This window comes from Helicobacter pametensis ATCC 51478, from assembly GCF_000518225.1.
Taxonomy (GTDB): Bacteria; Campylobacterota; Campylobacteria; order Campylobacterales; family Helicobacteraceae; genus Helicobacter_G; species Helicobacter_G pametensis.
Genome location: NZ_JADE01000011.1, coordinates 12,894 through 29,226 on the forward strand (window position 1 = coordinate 12,894; position 16,333 = coordinate 29,226).

Here is a 16,333-nt window from a genome sequence, read left to right on the forward strand (position 1 = left end):
AGGAGGATGAGATGAAGAGATGGGTGATGGCGTGTTGTATCGGGCTTGGATTTTATGGTTGTGGAGGAGTGAAATACATCGATCCGAGTGCGCAAGGCTATGTGAGTGCCGGACTTGATTTCAATGATTTGGCTCGTGCTTCTAGTTTGAGTGTCGATTCTTTGCTTCAAAGTGCTTTTGTGAAGCGTTTGGGGGATGAAGTGCAGGTGCTTGTGATCTCAGATTTTATCAATGATACGATGCAGAAGATCGATATGAATCAAATCGCAAGGCGTGTGGCAAGGAGCTTGCGTGAGAGTGGGAAGTTTGCTCTAAGTGTTGCGATGAGTGGGAGTGGTGAAAGAGAGGATGTGATGATCCAAAGATCGCATCAAGCAAGGGGAAATCAAGACTATAGGCAAAGCACGACGATTGCTCAAGGGAATCTGATCGCCCCATCTTATTCTCTGTCTGGGAAGGTTGTGCAGCGCAATAGCAGTGTTGAGGGAAAACAGAGGGTTGATTATTATTTTTTGTTGAGTTTGGTGGATCTCAAAAGTGGGCTTGTTGTGTGGGATCATGAGGTCAATATCTCAAAGATCGCTCCAAGCTCTCGCTCTTCTAGCTGGTAGCCCCCCCACTTTTTGGGGGTTTTGTATGTTTGGGTTCTGTGTCTTGCCTTAGTTTTGATCTTCTAAAGCAAATCGATGCTTGCATTTGATGCACTCACACAGCTCCTTGCCTCTATAAGTCCTTGTCGCCACCATATAGCCACATTCTGGACATTTGGGTGAGGGGATGGGCTCAAATTTGGAGAGGAAATTACACTTTGGATATCCACTGCATCCAAAGAATGTCCCCATCCTTGAGCGCTTTTGGGCTAGTTCTCCTCCACACTCTGGGCATTTGACTTCAAGTGTTTTGGGTGGGGTGCTTTGGAGGGATTTGGTATTTTTGCACTTTGGGTATCCACTACAAGCCATAAACTCTCCATTTCTTCCTATTTTTTTGACCATGGGAAGCCCGCATTTTTCGCATGTTCCCACTTCTTCTGTGGGTGTTTGATCTTCTTTGGGTTTGATGTATTTGCACTTTGGATATCCACTACAGGCGATAAATTCCCCATATCTTCCACTGCGTTTGATGAGCTCACTTCCACATTGTGGGCAGTTCTCTCCTGTGGGAATCATCACTTTTTGAGATGGGATGTTTGTCTTGCCATCAGTGATCTTTTGGTGGAATGGCTCATAAAATCTCCAAAGCACTCTTTGCCAATCTTGCTTTTTCTCAGCAATCTCATCTAGCTCATCTTCAAGTTTGGCTGTGAAGTGGCTATCGACGATTTCGTTGAAATACTGGCTAAGCATTTCTGTGACTTTGAATGCGCTTTCTTGGGCAAAGATCTGCTTTTTTTCGATCTTGATGTAGTCTCGATTGTTGAGGAGGGCAATAGTGGGGGCATAGGTGCTTGGACGACCAATGCCTAGACTTTCCATCACTTTGATGAGACTTGCTTCATTGAATCTTGCTGGAGGCTCAGTGAAATGCTCTTTGCTTGTGATTTCTTTGACTTCTAGTGTTTGACCTTGGTTTAGAGAGGGGAGAAGCTTGTCTTTGTCTTGATTTCCAGTGATTTTGTAGAATCCTTCAAAGACAAGCTTACTGCCGCTAGCTTTGAAAACTCCGTGATCTGAGGCGATTAGAATACTTTGACTTTCAAATTCTGCCTCGACACTTTGGGAGGCAAGGAAGCGATGATAGATAAGTGTGTAGAGTTTGAGCTCATCTGGAGTGAGAAACTCTTGTGCGATCTTGGGTGTAAATCCAAGATTGGTGGGGCGGATCGCTTCGTGTGCTTCTTGTGCGCTTTTGTTTTTGCTGACATAGTTTTTGGGCTTAGATGGGAGATAGACTTCTCCATAGGTCTGAAGTAGGACTTCTCTGGCTTTCTCTTGAGCTTCTTTGGCGATATTTAGACTATCTGTTCTCATATAGGTGATGACCCCCATCACTCCCTCATGGGTTTTGACTCCTTCATAGAGTTTTTGAGCGATGCTCATGGTTTTGGTCGGAGAAAATCCAAGTAAGGTGGAAGCACTTTGCTGGAGGGTAGAGGTCATAAATGGGGGAGGGGTCGGAGTTTTTTTGCTTTTTGTGATGATCTCTTGCACCTTAAAAGAATCGCGTTGCAAGATTTGCACGATCTCTTGGACTTTTTGCTCATCTTGGAGGCTGAGTTTTTCAAGTTTCTCACCCTCAAAAGTGATCAGTTCTGTTGAGAGATTGGGGGAGAATTCTCCTTGGATGCTAAAGTAGCGCACGGGCTTAAAAGCCAAAATCTCTTTCTCGCGATCGACGATGAGTTTGAGCGTGCTACTTTGCACCCGTCCAGCACTCAATCCTTTTTGGATTTTGTTGGCGATAAGGCCACTGAGCTGAAATCCAACGATCCTATCTAATAGGCGTCGTGCTTGTTGGGCATCGACTTTGTCCATATCAATTTGTCTTGGAGAAGAGATTGCGTGGGTGATCGCTGAGTGTGTGATCTCATGGAAGACGATTCTGGGGAAGTTGGATGCATCTTTGCCGATGGCTTGTGTGATGTGATATCCGATCGCTTCTCCCTCGCGATCCTCATCGGTGGCGATATAGATACGCTCTGCCTTTTTGGCTAGTTCTTTGATCTTGGAGACAATTTCTTTGTGGTCACTAGAAATCACATATTCTGGGATGAATTGTTGATCTTGGATTTTGATTCCAAACTTTTTCTGTGGGAGATCGCGGATGTGTCCCTTGGAGGCGATGACTTCATAATCTATGCCCAAAAAGTTTTTGATCGTTTTGGCTTTGGCTGGAGATTCGACGATAACTAAATTTTTCATGATTGCCTGCTTGAATGGGATTAAAAATCATAAATTCTATCAGTAATTATCCAAACTATGGGATTAAGATGATCTTTTGTTTGTTGATAAAAGCTTTGTTTGATAGAATGAAAGGGGGCTAATCAAAGATTTTAAGGTAAAAGAATGATTTTAGGAAACCCTGTTGTAATATCGATTGTTTTGATGTCGTTTTTGTGTCTTCTGAGATTTAATGTCATGCTCTCGATCGTGTTTTCAGCTCTTGTTGCTGGGGTGCTTGGGGGATTGAGTATTGATAAGACGATGAGTGTATTTATCTCAGGTATGAGTGGCAATCTTGAAACTGCTTTGAGTTATATCCTCTTGGGTGCGATTGCCTTTGCGATTGGAAAAAGTAATCTAACAAAGTTTCTTGTGAAATGGGTGAGTGCATTGATCGGGAATCATAAAATTTTGTTTGTTTTGTTTGTCGCATTGATTACTTGCTTTTCACAGAATCTTATTCCTGTTCATATTGCTTTCATCCCGATCCTTATCCCTCCATTTCTTGCTCTTATGAACAAAATGAAACTTGATAGGCGTGCTGTGGCTTGTGCTCTCTCGTTTGGATTACAAGCCCCTTATATCACTTTGCCTGTGGGGTTTGGACTGATCTTTCAGAGTGTGATCAAAGATAATTTGGTCCAAAATGGTGTCAATGTAAGTCTCTTTGATGTGACCTCTGTGATGTGGATTGGGGGTGTGGCGATGCTTGCTGGGTTATTGATCGCTGTTTTTGTTTTGTATGTGCGTCCAAGGGAATATGTCCAAGCCAGGATTGAGCAGATGGATCTTGAGAATATTGTGATGAGTAGAGAAGATTATGGAGTGTTGGCTGGGGTTATTGTGACCTTTGCTATCCAGCTTGTGAGTTCTTCTCTGCCTTTGGGTGCGCTTTGTGGCTTGCTTGTGATGATCGTGACTAAGGGAATCCCTTATAAAAGTATGGATTCTGTGATGGAGGGGGGGATGAGTATGATGGCTTTCATTGCTTTTGTGATGCTTGTGGCTTCTGGATTTGGGGGTGTGCTCAAGGAAACTGGAGCGATCGATGCTCTTGTGAGTGAGGTAACTTTCTTGATGCAAAGTCAAGTCATCTCAGCATTGTTGATGCTTCTTGTTGGTTTGCTAATCACTATGGGGATTGGCACATCCTTTGGGACGATTCCGATTATCGCAGCAATCTATTGTCCGCTTGGTGTGGCACTTGGGTTTCATCCATCAGCGATCATTTTGCTTGTAGGGATCGCTGGAGCATTGGGTGATGCGGGATCTCCTGCAAGTGATAGCACGCTTGGACCAACTTCTGGCTTGAATGCTGATGGGGGACATAATCATATTTGGGATACATGTGTGCCGACTTTTTTGGTCTATAACATTCCGCTGATTATTGCTGGTGTGATTGGAGCAGTGTGGCTCAATGGCTAGGCTCAAGATTCATTCTCGGATTTGGATCAAAAAGGAGGGGAAGAACTATCTGGGTAATGGTCGAATCCAATTGCTTAAACATATCAAAGAGGAAGGCTCCCTTCTCAAAGCATCCAAAAAAATGTATATGAGCTATAAGGCGGCATGGGATAGCTTGCATCAGATCAAAGAGATCAATGGAGAGGAGCTAGTGATCAGCAATAATGGGGGTAGGGGAGGGGGAGGTAGCAAGCTCACACCTCATGGTGAGCAAGTGATTGAAGTGTTTGAGGCTTTGGAGAATCTTAAAACAAGATTTTGGAGTAGCTTTGATGAGTGTGAGACTTTGGATGAGATGATGGAGAAGATCCAGATGTGGGAGGAGCAGCTCAAACAAATGGGGGTTTGAATTTTTGATCTTTTTATCCTTGACTTTATTTTGATTTTATTTTTGATTCCTATACTAACTTTGTAATTTTTGATTTTAGTTCATCTTGGAGATTTGATGTCAGATCAAGTATTGAAAGTGGTGCGTCCAAGCACGAAAAAATGGAAATGGATGATCCCCCTAGTCTTATTGTTTGGTGGCGGAGGATATGGAATCTATACATATATGAAGCCCAAAGAGGCTTTGGTTGAATATGTGGTTGAGCGCCCTATCAGAGGAGATATCACAAACTCTATCAGTGCCACAGGGACGCTCAATCCTCTCAATGAGGTGCAGATCGGATCTCAAGTGTCTGGCATCATTGCTAAATTGTATGTCGATACCAATGACATCGTGCATAAGGGACAGGTTTTGGCCAAGATCGATGATCAAAAGATCTTACAAGAACTCAAACGCAATCAAGCTCAGCTTAAGGGGATGCAAGCTCAGCTCCTTTCGCTCCAAAGCTCGCTCAAAGATAAAAAATGGCAATTTGATCGTCTTGAGAAGCTTTACAAGCAAAGTAAGGGTAAATATCCTTCTTTTGCTGATGTGCAAAATGCGCAAGTTGCCTATGAAGTGATCAAGGCTGATATTTTAAGCAAAGAGGCCAATATCGAAGAGATCAAAGCCAATATGCAAAGCACACAAATTGATTATGATAATACAATCATCACCTCACCAATTGATGGAGTTGTGCTTGTGAGGAGTGTTGATGTGGGGCAGACGGTTGCTGCAAGCTTTTCGGCTCCCGAACTTTTCAAAGTGGCTCAGAATCTTGAAGAGATGAAGCTTATCGTCAAGATCGCTGAATCTGATATCGGAAAAATCAAAGTCGGGCAAGAGGTCAGCTTCAGTGTCGATGCTTATCCTAATCGCACTTTTTTTGCTCATGTGGATAAGATCAATTATGGCTCAAGTGTTGTGGATAATATCGTGAGCTATGAGGTCACAATCCAAGTCCAAAACAAAGATTTGCTTCTGCGTCCAGGAATGAGTGCGACTGCAAATATCAAGGTCGAGGAAGTCAAAGATGCGCTTCTTGTCCCAGTTGCAGCACTGTATTATGTGCCAAAACCCAAAGATTCTCTAAAATCTTCAAAGAGAGCATCGACATTTTTTACTCCACCTAGACGCAAGAGATCAGAAGAAGTTCCCAGAGAGAGACAAAAAAGTGTGTGGGTCTTAAATCATCAAAAACCTCAGAAAAAAGAGATACAGATCGGAATCTCTGATGGGAAATATGTCCAAATTGAGGGGATTGATGAAAATGCTTCTGTGATCGTGGAGGAAAAATATCAGTGAGACTAATTGAGCTCAGAGATTTGCAGAAAAGTTATGGAACCAAAGAAAATCGCCTTCAAGTTTTAAAAAGCGTCAATCTTGAGATCAATCAGGGAGAATTCATCGCACTGATGGGACCAAGTGGGAGTGGAAAATCTACTCTTTCTAATATTTTGGGTTGTTTGGATGTGGCAGATGGGGGAGTGTATGACTTTTGTGGGGTGAATGTGTGTGAGCTGGATTTGAATGAGCGCGCACGATTACGAAGGAATTATTTTGGATTTGTGTTTCAGGGATTTAATCTCTTGCCTAAGACAACAGCCTTAGAAAATGTAGAGCTTCCTTTGATGTATAAGGGATATCCTTCAAAAGAGCGCAAAGAGATCGCAATGATGGCACTTGAGAGAGTGGGACTTGCTGATAGATATCATCATACAAGTGCAGCACTTAGTGGCGGACAGCAGCAGAGGGTGGCAATCGCTAGAGCCTTGGCAATCACACCTAAATTTTTGATCGCAGATGAACCAACGGGCAATCTTGATTCTCAGCGTAGCTTAGAGATTATGGAGTTTTTGCAAGAGATCAATCAGGAGGAGAAAATCACGATCTTGATGGTCACACATGAGAGTGAAATGGCTTCTTTTGCCTCTAGGGAGATTTATTTCCGTGATGGGTGTATTGAGGGAGATGTGAGGAGATGATTTGGAATGCAATTGTGATCGCCTTTAGGCAGATTTTTAGAAATTTTTTGAGATCTTTTCTGACCACATTGGGTGTGATTATCGGGGTGGCTTCTGTGGTGGCGATGGTGAATTTTGGACAGGCCACAACCCAAAGAATCACCCAAGGGATTGCAAGTCTTGGAAGTAATCTTTTGATTGTATTTCCCTCAAGGGCTTTGGATTCTAGGGGGATTAGTGTAGGGAGACTTAAATTTTCAGAAAATGAAGTCAATCTATTGCGCCAAAGATTGGAGGGCAAGATCTATTCTCTTGCTACTTTTTCAAATACAAGTGCTTTGATCCGCTATGAGGGCAAAAATATCATGAGCTCAATTGCTGGAGTGGGAGAAGAATATCTTAGGACGACTAATTCACAGATCTTATATGGAAGGGGATTTGATCCCAAGGAATTTCATCAAATCTCAAAAGTGTGCATCATAGGAAATAGTGTCAAAAAAGGCTTGTATGCAGATCAAAATCCTCTTGGATCCTATTTCAAAATCGGATCATTTGTGTGTGAGGTGGTGGGTGTGCTCAAGGAAAAAGGACAGGGGGCTATGGGACAGGATCAAGATGATATTGTGCTTGTGCCATTCAAAACTTATTCTTCACTTGTGAAGTCTGATGCTTCATTGCACAATATTGGGCGCATCTATATTGCACTTCAAGATGGGATGGATTCTGAAGAGATGAGCAAAGAGGTGCTAAAAATTTTGCGAGAGATTCGTGGAGTTGCGCCCAATCAAAAAAGTCCCTTTGAGGTGATGGATACCAAAGAGATTTTGCAAATGATTGGATCTACAACAAAGACGATGACGATTTTTATCACTGCTATTGCTGGGATCAGTCTTCTTGTGGGGGGCATTGGGATTATGAATATGATGCTTGTCTCTGTGAGTGAGAGGACTAGAGAGATTGGGATCAGGATCGCTGTGGGTGCGACTGGGGGAGAGGTGCTTTTGCAATTTTTGATTGAAGCGATTGTTTTGAGTGTATTTGGGGGAGGGATTGGGGTATGTGTCTCGGTGGGGGCGAGCTATGCTTTGAGTGATCATTTTGGGATGCCCTTTGTTTTTGATATTTCTGTTGCATTTTGGGCTTTGGTATTTTGTGTGGTGATTGGGATTGTGTTTGGGTTTTTGCCTGCAAGAAGAGCTTCTAGACTAAATCCAATTGATGCTTTGAGATATGAATAAGTTTTGAGGATTCAGGTTGGAAAGATTTAGATTAGAATCAGCGGTTTAGTTTGCTATATGGGGTCATATCAATGAAACTTCACCAATCTTATTTTTCGATCATCCCTTTGGCTTTGAGTGCCTTTTGTATGGGGGTGGCTGAGCTTTCTATGGCAGGGATTTTGAATAATCTTGCAGATAGTTTCAATATCTCACCATCTCAAGCGGGATATTTGACGACTTTTTATGCTCTAGGTGTGATCATCGGAGCACCCTTGCTAAGCATCCCTCTAAGCTCACTTCATCGCAAAGCTCAACTAAGTGTCAATCTTGGAATCTTTGCTTTGGGAAATTTGATCATTTTTCTAAGTTCTGATTTTTATCTTACGGCTTTTGCTCGGTTTGTGTGTGGGTGTATGCATGGAGTCTTTTTTGTGATCGCGACATTGACTTGCACACAGGTGGCTCAAAAAGGCAAAGAATCTCAAGCCTTGGCATTGATGGTCTCTGGTCTGACTATTTCGATGGTGAGTGGCGTGCCTTTGGGTGCGATGATTGGCAATACTTATGGATATCAATTTTTGTTTCTTTGTATCACGATTTTGACCTTATGTGTGCTTTTGAGTGTGATTTGTGTGATGCCCAAAAATATCCAAGGGCAAAAAACACGAATCTCTGGCTTGATGGATGGGCTTAAGAGCTTGCAGATGTGGAGATCTTTTTTGATCACAGCTGGTTTTTGTGGGAGTATCTTTACTTTTTATACTTATGTTGAGCCATTTTTTATGGATTTGGGAGGGTTTGCTCATCAGGAGCTAAGCTTGGTGCTTTTGATTTATGGTGCTTTTGGGATCTTGGGGAATCTTATCGGAGGAAAACTTGCTGATAGACTTGGGGCGATTGTGTGTTTGAGACTAACTCTTTCGCTCCTAGCTTTATCGCTCTTTGGCTTGATGTTTAGTATCCATTATCCCCTTGTGGCAGTGGCTAATTTTTGTATGGTGAGCTTTTGGGGATTTTCTTGTGTGGCATCAGTGAAGATTTTGGCTCTTTGGAGTGCTAAGCGCTACACGCCAGATAATGTGGAGAGCTCGATTTCTTTGAATGAAGCAAGCTTCAATCTTGGGATCGCGATTGCGACACTGGCTGGGGGATTGACATTGGCACATCTTGGGGTGGAGTTTAATCCTCTGATTGCTTCTTTTGTCGCTTTGGGGGCATTGGTTTTGATTCCTAAAAAGGATCTTTTCAATCCTTTGGAATCTAGGGTGGATTGATGCCTTTATCTAAACTTAATCCTGAGCAGCTTGAGGCTGCAAAAGCTCCTATGGGGCATAATCTGATCATCGCATCTGCTGGGACGGGTAAAACTTCCACAATCGTTGGGCGCATCGCCTTTTTGCTTCAAAATGGGATTGGGGCTGAGGAGATTTTGCTCCTGACTTTTACCAATAAGGCAAGCCATGAGATGATTGAGCGAGTGGGGAGGTTTTTTGGATATGAGCTTGCAAAAAAGATTCAGGCTGGAACTTTTCATGCAATCGCCTACAAGCATCTCAAAGAACATCAAAAAGTTGCACTCAAGCAACCAAGAGAGCTTAAAGTGCTTTTTAGAAGTATTTATGAGAGGCGCACCTTTGTGGATACTTTTGATTCTAAGCCCTATACTTCTCAATATCTCTATGATTTCTATGCCCTCTATCTTAATTCAAGTCGAGAGAGAGAGTTTGGCGAGTATCTTGAAGAAAAAGCACCTGCACAGCTGAAATTTTTGGAGATTTATGAGGGGATCTTTGATGAGTTTGATATGCTAAAGCGTGATTATGGGTATGTGGATTATAATGATTTGCTTTTGCTCTATCGTGCTGAGATGCAGAAGCTAAGGGAGAAGGGAGATTGTCCATACAAAGAGATTTTGTGTGATGAGTATCAAGATACCAATCCTTTGCAAGAATCTATTTTGCAAGCCCTCAATCCCTCTAGTCTTTTTTGTGTGGGGGATTATGATCAGAGTATTTATGCTTTTAATGGTGCGGATATTTCAATCATCGGAAATTTTGGTGTGCAATATCCACAAGCCAATGTATTTACATTGACCAAGAACTATCGCTCAAGTGGGATGATCTTGGATCTAGCCAATCAAGTCATCTCTCGCAATGAGCGAATCTATCCCAAAAGTCTTGAAGTGATGAAAGAAGGGGAGTTTGATGCTCCAAAGCTTTTGGTGTATGATGAGTTATTTTTGCAATATCAGGGGATTGCCAAAAGGATTGCTTCAAGTGGGAGTATCCATCAAGAGATCGCGATCATTTTTAGGAATAATTCTAGTGCTGATGGGATTGAGGCGAGTTTGAGGGAGCTTGGAATCTCATCAAAACGCAAGGGGGGGAGTAGTTTTTTTGAAACCAAAGAGATCGCACTTTTACTTGATTTGTGTTCATGTTTTTATAATCCCAAAGATATGATGGCCTATATTCATGTCTTAAGCTATGGCAAAGGAATTGGCAGCTCAATTGCCAAAGATCTCTATGAAGCACTTAATGCTTTGGGTGAGGGAGATGTGATTGGGGGGTTGCTTAAGCCTAGAGAGGGGATCAAACCTTATGCTTTGAGGGCGAAATCATCGCAAATGGGCTTGTTTGAGGATTTCTTCGCATTGGAAAATGCTTCTAGGTTTGATGCATTTTTGGATCCATCTTTGAGATCACATCCGATGTTTGAGCATCCAAAGCTTGTGAGTGAGGGTGCAAAATTTCTCAATCTTTTCTTCTTACTCATCAAGCAGGCACGATTTTTGTCTCATCCAATGCATTTGATTAAGGAGATTCGGTCTTCTTTATTTTTTAGGGAGATTATTGCCACATTTGCCAAGGAGCGAGCCAAAAACAAAGATGGAAGTCTTGATGCTGTGCGTGAGACTGAGGCAATGGAGAGGATTGAGAGAAAGGTGGCTTTGCTTGAGAGTTTGAGTAAGCCTTATGCAAATCTTGGAGCATTTTTGAATGCAATGATCCTTGGAGGGAGTGAAGCAAGCGATGGGAGCGGGGTCAATTTGCTCAGTATTCATGCGAGCAAGGGGCTTGAGTTTAAGGAGGTGTATGTGGTGGATTTGATGGATGGAAGATTCCCAAATCGCAAATTGATGAGTAAGGGGGGGAGCTTGGAAGAGGAAAGACGACTTTTTTATGTCGCTGTGACAAGAGCCAAGGAGAAATTGTTTTTGAGTTATGCTAGGAAGGATGAGCTCAAAAAGATAAGTTATGAGCCCTCAATTTTTTTGTATGAGGCTGGATTGATCTTAAAAGATAAGGAATGAAGATGAAATTGATTTCATGGAATGTGAATGGACTTAGAGCTTGTATGAATAAGGGGTTTATGGATTTTTTTAGAGAGGTGGATGCTGATGTGTTTTGTATCCAAGAATCTAAAATGCACAAAGAGCAGGGGGATTTTGACTTTGGTGGTTATTGTGAGTATTGGAATTCTGCAGAGAAGAAGGGGTATTCTGGGGTAGTGGTGTTTGCCAAACAAGAGCCATTGAGTGTCACTTATGATATGGGGATTGAACATCATGACAAAGAGGGGAGGATCATCTGTGTGGAGTTTGAGAAGTTTTGTTTGGTCAATGTCTATACTCCAAACTCTCAAAGAGAGCTAGCACGCCTAGATTATCGTATGCAATGGGAGGATGATTTCCGCTCTTATCTCAAAGATCTTGAGAAGAAAAAGCCTGTTGTGGTTTGTGGGGATCTCAATGTCGCACATCAAGAGATCGATCTGAAAAATCCCAAAACTAATCGCAGAAATGCTGGCTTTACTGATGAGGAGAGAGGGAAGATGAGTGAGCTTCTAAACAGCGGCTTTATCGATACTTTTCGCTTCTTTTATCCTGATTTGGAGGGAGCTTATACTTGGTGGAGCTATATGGGTAAGGCAAGAGCAAACAATACGGGTTGGCGGATTGATTATTTTTTGGCTTCACAATCTCTTCAAGATTCACTTCTTGGAGCCAAGATTTATCCAGAGATTATGGGGAGTGATCACTGTCCTATCGAGCTTTTGCTAAAAGACTAGGAGGGAGAAAGAGAGAGAGGGATCAGTAGTTGGAGATCCAACCCTCCTCTCTCCATATATTTTGTGCTTCTTTGGTTTGAAGGAAGTCGATGAATTTTTGTGCTTCTTCTTTTTTGCGAGAATGTGTTGTGATGGCGATCTCGCTGGCTCGATAGATATTGTTGTTTTTGTCGATACGGATGAAGCGCGCTTTGTCTTTCCCTAATACAGTGGCCCAATGTCTCCAGATAATGAGTGCATCAATGCTTGGATCTTTTTCCCAAAGCTCTATGGCTTGTTTTGAATTTTTGGCAATGACTTGGATGTTTTTGCGCAAATCCACCAAGTTACTGCGTTTGCCATATTTGAGTGCCATATCTTCATAGAGGCCAACTTGTCCTGCACCATTAACGATCATAATTTTGACTCCATCTTTGAGGAGGTCAGAGAAGCGTGTGATTTTCTTAGGATTTGTTGGTCGCACGATGACACCAGCTTCGCGGATATTGAGGACTTGAATATCAGATGGGTTGAGTTTGTTTCCCATAAGATCAAGAAAAGAATCCATCATCGAAGAGTTGCCACTATAGATAATGTCAGCATTTTTTTTGGCTTTGTTGATCCATGATGAAGTGGGACCAGCATGGATGATGACTTTCTCTTGACTTGTTTGATTGTAAAGTAGGGCAAGCTTTTTGAGGACTGGTGCTGGACCACCTGGTCCATACACAAGGATATCTCCCCAAAGCCAAGAGGAGAGTAGGGCAAGAAGTGCGAAAGACTTGAGTTTCATATTTTCCTTTCTGATTGAGATAAATTAAACTGGCAAAACTCTGATATTTGGGTCAAGATGCTCTTGTAAGACATTTTCAATGGCATAAAGTGTCCCAGCACTTGCTGAAGCACAGCCATTGCACGCACCAAGATAACGGATGAAAACATCAGTGTGTCCATCATCTGTGCTTTGAATATCAATGATTTCCATATCTCCTCCATCCATCATAAGCATTGGACGGATATATGTATCAATTGCTTTATCAATTGCTTTATTTTTCTGAATCAAGGTCATATCTACAAAAGCTATTTCTCCAATTTGGACTTTATCAGCCTTTGCTTTGAGAGCCTCAGCTTCCATTTCAAGGCGTGTATCGCGCAAAATATCCACAAGATAATAATCTCTTTTTTCATGTCCTCCAGGTTTGATGCAGCTTTTACAAAATGCTCCTGCTTTGGTGTAGTTTGTGATTTCTTCAACGGTTTTGAGATCATTGATGCGAATCACCTCTTTGATCGTGCTAAGGCTAACTCTTGCGCATTCACACACGATGATTTCATCTTCAAAATCCGCCATATCTTTGCCCAAATAAATAGAGGCTGCTTTTTTGATCACATCATAAGCCATGACAGAGCAGTGCATTTTTTGCCCAGGGACTGCTGGAGTATCGGGATCATCTCTGAGTGCTTTTTCTACATCAAGATTGGTGATTTTGACCGCATCTTGGACTTTTTTGCCCAAGCAAAGCTCTACCATCATATCGCTACTTGCAATCGCTGTCCCACATCCAAAGCTTTTGAATCTTGCATCAATGATCACATCCTCTTCATTGACGAGCCAATACAATCTCACAGCATCTCCACAAGATTCTGCGCCATAGTCTGCGACGATTAATTTGGCATTTTTAGCCTTGGCATCTTCTTCTGTAAGCACTCCTAGATGTGTAGGGTTATCCATCCTTCTTGCGACATTATTAGAGTATGCATCCCACAACGCTCCACCAAGTAAATCATTTTTTGCCATTTTTTATCCTTTTGTTTGAAATTAAAATTGATAAGTTGAAGAAATTTGTCTTAGTCTTTGGATTGATTTGTTGAAAACCTCAATCACATACTCAATTTCTTCTTGTGTGTTGAATCGAGAAAGAGAAAAACGAATCGCTGTATGAGCAAGCTCGGGATCTGCTCCGATTGCACTCATGACTGGATTGGCTTCCAAATCTTCGCTTGCACAAGCGCTTCCAGTAGAGGCTGCAATACCAGCTTTATTGAGATCCCAAAGCATCGCTTCTCCCTCAATCCCTCGGATACTTGTGAGAATAGTATTTGGAACTTTGAGTTCTTTTTTGCCCACAACGATCACTTCATCATTTTGCAAAATTGCATTTTCTAGCTGATCTCTTAAGCGTCTCACCTCTGTGTCTTCATACTTCAATCCATCAACGGCCAATCTCATAGCCTCACCCATTCCAATGATATATGGGACATTGAGTGTTCCACTCCTTTTGCCCCCCATATGCTCTCCCCCATGAAAAAGTGGAGTGAGATTGATGCCTTTGCGGATATAGAGTCCACCGATTCCTTTGGGGCCATGGAATTTGTGTGCTGAGAAAGAGAGAAGGTCGACATTGGCTTTCACGACATCGACGGGAATCTTTCCGATCGCTTGAACCGCATCGGTGTGAAAAAGCACACCCCTTTCTTTGCAAATCTGACCAATTTCTTCGATGGGGAAGATGATCCCTGTTTCATTATTTGCCCACATGATGCTTACAAGTGCTGTTTTGTCTGTGATCGCTTCGCGCACCTGATTGGCTGTCACTCTTGCATCTTCATCGATGGGTAAGTAAGTCACCTCGACACCCAAACTCTCCAAAAAAGCACAAGTACTTCTAATGGCTGGATGTTCGACTTCTGTTGTGATGATGTGATTTTTGTTTTTGCCAAGAATCTCATCAAAATAAATACCTTTCAAAACCCAATTGTTTGATTCTGTAGAGCATGAAGTGATGATGACATCATCTTCATCTTTTGCCCCTATCCCTGCATAAAGCTTATCGATTGCATCAGAGATTGCTTTGTGTGTTTCGGTGCCAAATTTGTGGAGGGAATTTGGGTTGCCATATTGTTCGCTAAAAAATGGCTGCATAAGTTCTAGAGCTTTTGGATCAAGCATCGTTGTTGCATTATTGTCAAGATAAACACGCATAATATTCCTTTAAGGTTAAAAAATTTTGGGCGTTATATCACAAAAAAATAATAAACGATTTACTTTAGGAGGATTTCTTGTAGTTTTTTTTGAATCTCATCAAAGTCAAATCGCTCTCCCTCTTCTTGCTTGAGAAAATCTTCAAGCCATTCTTTTTTGCTAATGGCTTCATCAAGATCAGGATCTGTTCCTTGCTGATAAGCTCCGATTCTAATCAAAACTTCATTTTCTTTGAGAAGTGCATAGAGTTTGCGGAATTTCTGTGTTCCTTTTTTGTGCTCATCTTGAATAAGTTGATTACTAAGACGCGAGGCTGAATGAATGATGTTGATTGGAGGATAGATTCCAAAATCTGTCATTTCGCGACTAAGCACGATATGTCCATCTAAGATACTACGACTTTGATCAGCGATTGGATCACTGAGATCATCTCCTTCGACAAGCACTGTGAAAAATGCCGTGATACTACCTTTGTCCCGAATCTTGCCAGCTCTTTCCATGAGTTGGGGCAAAAGGGTGAGTGAGGAGGGTGGATATCCTTTGCTTGTAGGGGGTTCTCCAAGAGCTAGACCAATCTCTCTTTGAGCCATTGCAAAGCGAGTCACAGAATCCATGATAAATAACACATCATGTCCTTGATTCTGAAAATATTCTGCGATTGCCATTGCGCTAAAGGCTCCATATTTTCTCATAAGTGGAGAATCATCACTTGTAGCAACGACTAGCACGGTATTACTCAGATCTCCTCTAAGATTATTGTAGATAAACTCTGGAACTTCTCTGCCTCTCTCTCCAATGAGAGCAATGACTTTGATGGGAGTGTTGGATCCTCTGACGATCATTCCCATAAGTGTAGATTTTCCCACACCACTTCCTGCAAAGATCCCCATTTTTTGACCCTTGCCACTTGTAAGAAGTCCATCAATGCTTTTGATCCCTGTGGTGAAGATCTCATCGATCACTCCGCGATCTAGGGCGCTGATGGGGGGATTGATGATGGGGAAGAGTGATCCATGGGGAAAATCACCTTTTTGATCTAGGGGTTCTCCTAAGGGATTGATCACGCGTCCAAGTAAAAAATCTCCCATAGGAATGGTGAGGCCAGATTTGAGAAGATAGACTTTGTCTCCACTTTTGTGTCCATCGACAAATGAAAATGGAGTGATATGAAAAGAAGATTCTTGTGAGGAGCTGACAATCCCTAGTGTGGTTTGATTCCCATGAATCTCAACGATATCTCCTACATTAGGATTTAGACCTTTGGCGGTGAGGTTGGTGGGAGAGACGGAGGAGAGGATGCCAAAGGTAGGAGAAAGCGATAGGGGAGAAGTGAGCTTTTGCTTGATAGAGTTGAGGGGCATTTTTGTCCTTTGGTGTAGGGGTTTGTGTCGTATTCGATTAGT

General features: G+C 42.2%; 14 protein-coding genes. 9 read left to right on the forward strand and 5 right to left on the reverse strand.

Annotation, left to right across the window (positions count from 1 at the left end; translation table 11 throughout):
- Positions 1-11: 11 nt before the first annotated feature.
- The gene (gene lpoB, locus T391_RS0103910) at positions 12-611 is read left to right on the forward strand and encodes a penicillin-binding protein activator LpoB (protein WP_027327233.1); all 600 of its coding nucleotides are present in this window, start codon (positions 12-14) and stop codon (positions 609-611) included.
- A 48-nt stretch (positions 612-659) separates the two neighbouring features.
- Here the strand turns inward: lpoB and topA are convergent, their stop codons facing one another.
- Positions 660-2,861: a type I DNA topoisomerase gene (gene topA / locus T391_RS0103915; protein WP_027327234.1), complete on the reverse strand. Its 2,202-nt coding sequence runs from the start codon at positions 2,859-2,861 to the stop codon at positions 660-662.
- A 144-nt stretch (positions 2,862-3,005) separates the two neighbouring features.
- Between topA and T391_RS0103920 the strand changes: the two genes are divergently transcribed.
- The 8 genes from T391_RS0103920 (at position 3,006) to T391_RS0103955 (ending at position 11,968) form a co-directional block, all read left to right on the forward strand.
- Positions 3,006-4,307 carry a Na+/H+ antiporter family protein gene (locus T391_RS0103920; RefSeq protein WP_027327235.1) on the forward strand — a complete coding sequence of 434 codons (1,302 nt, stop codon included), beginning with the start codon at positions 3,006-3,008 and terminating at the stop codon, positions 4,305-4,307.
- On the forward strand, positions 4,300-4,695 hold the full coding sequence (locus T391_RS07905) for a winged helix-turn-helix domain-containing protein (protein ID WP_051420590.1): 396 nt from the start codon (positions 4,300-4,302) through the stop codon (positions 4,693-4,695). The genes T391_RS0103920 and T391_RS07905 overlap by 8 nt, the downstream gene beginning before the upstream one ends.
- 96 nt (positions 4,696-4,791) lie before the next feature.
- Entirely contained in the window at positions 4,792-6,018 is a 1,227-nt protein-coding gene (locus tag T391_RS07910; protein WP_051420591.1) for an efflux RND transporter periplasmic adaptor subunit, read from the forward strand.
- Positions 6,015-6,698, forward strand: coding sequence for an ABC transporter ATP-binding protein (locus T391_RS0103935; protein WP_027327236.1), 684 nt, complete (start codon positions 6,015-6,017; stop codon positions 6,696-6,698). Before T391_RS07910 ends, T391_RS0103935 begins: the two co-directional genes overlap by 4 nt.
- Positions 6,695-7,915 (forward strand): ABC transporter permease, encoded by a 1,221-nt coding sequence (locus T391_RS0103940; RefSeq protein ID WP_027327237.1) that lies wholly within the window; start codon positions 6,695-6,697, stop codon positions 7,913-7,915. The genes T391_RS0103935 and T391_RS0103940 overlap by 4 nt, the downstream gene beginning before the upstream one ends.
- A 71-nt stretch (positions 7,916-7,986) precedes the next feature.
- Positions 7,987-9,171, forward strand: a complete 1,185-nt coding sequence (locus tag T391_RS0103945) for an MFS transporter (protein ID WP_034583793.1) — start codon at positions 7,987-7,989, stop codon at positions 9,169-9,171.
- Complete coding sequence (locus tag T391_RS0103950) at positions 9,171-11,210, forward strand: ATP-dependent helicase (protein ID WP_027327239.1); 2,040 nt, start codon at positions 9,171-9,173, stop codon at positions 11,208-11,210. Before T391_RS0103945 ends, T391_RS0103950 begins: the two co-directional genes overlap by 1 nt.
- Before the next feature lie 2 nt (positions 11,211-11,212).
- The gene (locus tag T391_RS0103955) at positions 11,213-11,968 is read left to right on the forward strand and encodes an exodeoxyribonuclease III (RefSeq protein ID WP_027327240.1); all 756 of its coding nucleotides are present in this window, start codon (positions 11,213-11,215) and stop codon (positions 11,966-11,968) included.
- A 22-nt stretch (positions 11,969-11,990) separates the two neighbouring features.
- On the opposite strand, the gene T391_RS0103960 is transcribed toward T391_RS0103955, so the two are convergent.
- The 4 genes from T391_RS0103960 to fliI are packed head-to-tail and all read right to left on the reverse strand — an operon-like array spanning position 11,991 to position 16,291.
- Positions 11,991-12,740 (reverse strand): extracellular solute-binding protein, encoded by a 750-nt coding sequence (locus tag T391_RS0103960; protein ID WP_027327241.1) that lies wholly within the window; start codon positions 12,738-12,740, stop codon positions 11,991-11,993.
- A 24-nt stretch (positions 12,741-12,764) separates the two neighbouring features.
- A complete protein-coding gene (locus T391_RS0103965) occupies positions 12,765-13,745 on the reverse strand; it encodes an iron-sulfur cluster assembly scaffold protein NifU (RefSeq protein ID WP_027327242.1) in 981 nt (326 codons plus the stop codon).
- A gap of 21 nt (positions 13,746-13,766) precedes the next feature.
- Entirely contained in the window at positions 13,767-14,930 is a 1,164-nt protein-coding gene (locus T391_RS0103970; protein WP_034583796.1) for a NifS family cysteine desulfurase, read from the reverse strand.
- A 59-nt stretch (positions 14,931-14,989) separates the two neighbouring features.
- Positions 14,990-16,291 (reverse strand): flagellar protein export ATPase FliI, encoded by a 1,302-nt coding sequence (fliI, locus tag T391_RS0103975; protein ID WP_027327244.1) that lies wholly within the window; start codon positions 16,289-16,291, stop codon positions 14,990-14,992.
- Positions 16,292-16,333: the final 42 nt, after the last annotated feature.

What these genes read in the sequence shown, in the direction of transcription:
- lpoB (WP_027327233.1), top strand. Translation starts at nt 12, where the DNA reads ATGAAGAGATGGGTGATGGCGTGTTGTATCGGGCTTGGATTTTATGGT.
- topA (WP_027327234.1), bottom strand. Translation starts at nt 2,861, where the DNA reads ATGAAAAATTTAGTTATCGTCGAATCTCCAGCCAAAGCCAAAACGATC.
- T391_RS0103920 (WP_027327235.1), top strand. Translation starts at nt 3,006, where the DNA reads ATGATTTTAGGAAACCCTGTTGTAATATCGATTGTTTTGATGTCGTTT.
- T391_RS07905 (WP_051420590.1), top strand. Translation starts at nt 4,300, where the DNA reads ATGGCTAGGCTCAAGATTCATTCTCGGATTTGGATCAAAAAGGAGGGG.
- T391_RS07910 (WP_051420591.1), top strand. Translation starts at nt 4,792, where the DNA reads ATGTCAGATCAAGTATTGAAAGTGGTGCGTCCAAGCACGAAAAAATGG.
- T391_RS0103940 (WP_027327237.1), top strand. Translation starts at nt 6,695, where the DNA reads ATGATTTGGAATGCAATTGTGATCGCCTTTAGGCAGATTTTTAGAAAT.
- T391_RS0103945 (WP_034583793.1), top strand. Translation starts at nt 7,987, where the DNA reads ATGAAACTTCACCAATCTTATTTTTCGATCATCCCTTTGGCTTTGAGT.
- T391_RS0103950 (WP_027327239.1), top strand. Translation starts at nt 9,171, where the DNA reads ATGCCTTTATCTAAACTTAATCCTGAGCAGCTTGAGGCTGCAAAAGCT.
- T391_RS0103955 (WP_027327240.1), top strand. Translation starts at nt 11,213, where the DNA reads ATGAAATTGATTTCATGGAATGTGAATGGACTTAGAGCTTGTATGAAT.
- T391_RS0103960 (WP_027327241.1), bottom strand. Translation starts at nt 12,740, where the DNA reads ATGAAACTCAAGTCTTTCGCACTTCTTGCCCTACTCTCCTCTTGGCTT.
- T391_RS0103965 (WP_027327242.1), bottom strand. Translation starts at nt 13,745, where the DNA reads ATGGCAAAAAATGATTTACTTGGTGGAGCGTTGTGGGATGCATACTCT.
- T391_RS0103970 (WP_034583796.1), bottom strand. Translation starts at nt 14,930, where the DNA reads ATGCGTGTTTATCTTGACAATAATGCAACAACGATGCTTGATCCAAAA.
- fliI (WP_027327244.1), bottom strand. Translation starts at nt 16,291, where the DNA reads ATGCCCCTCAACTCTATCAAGCAAAAGCTCACTTCTCCCCTATCGCTT.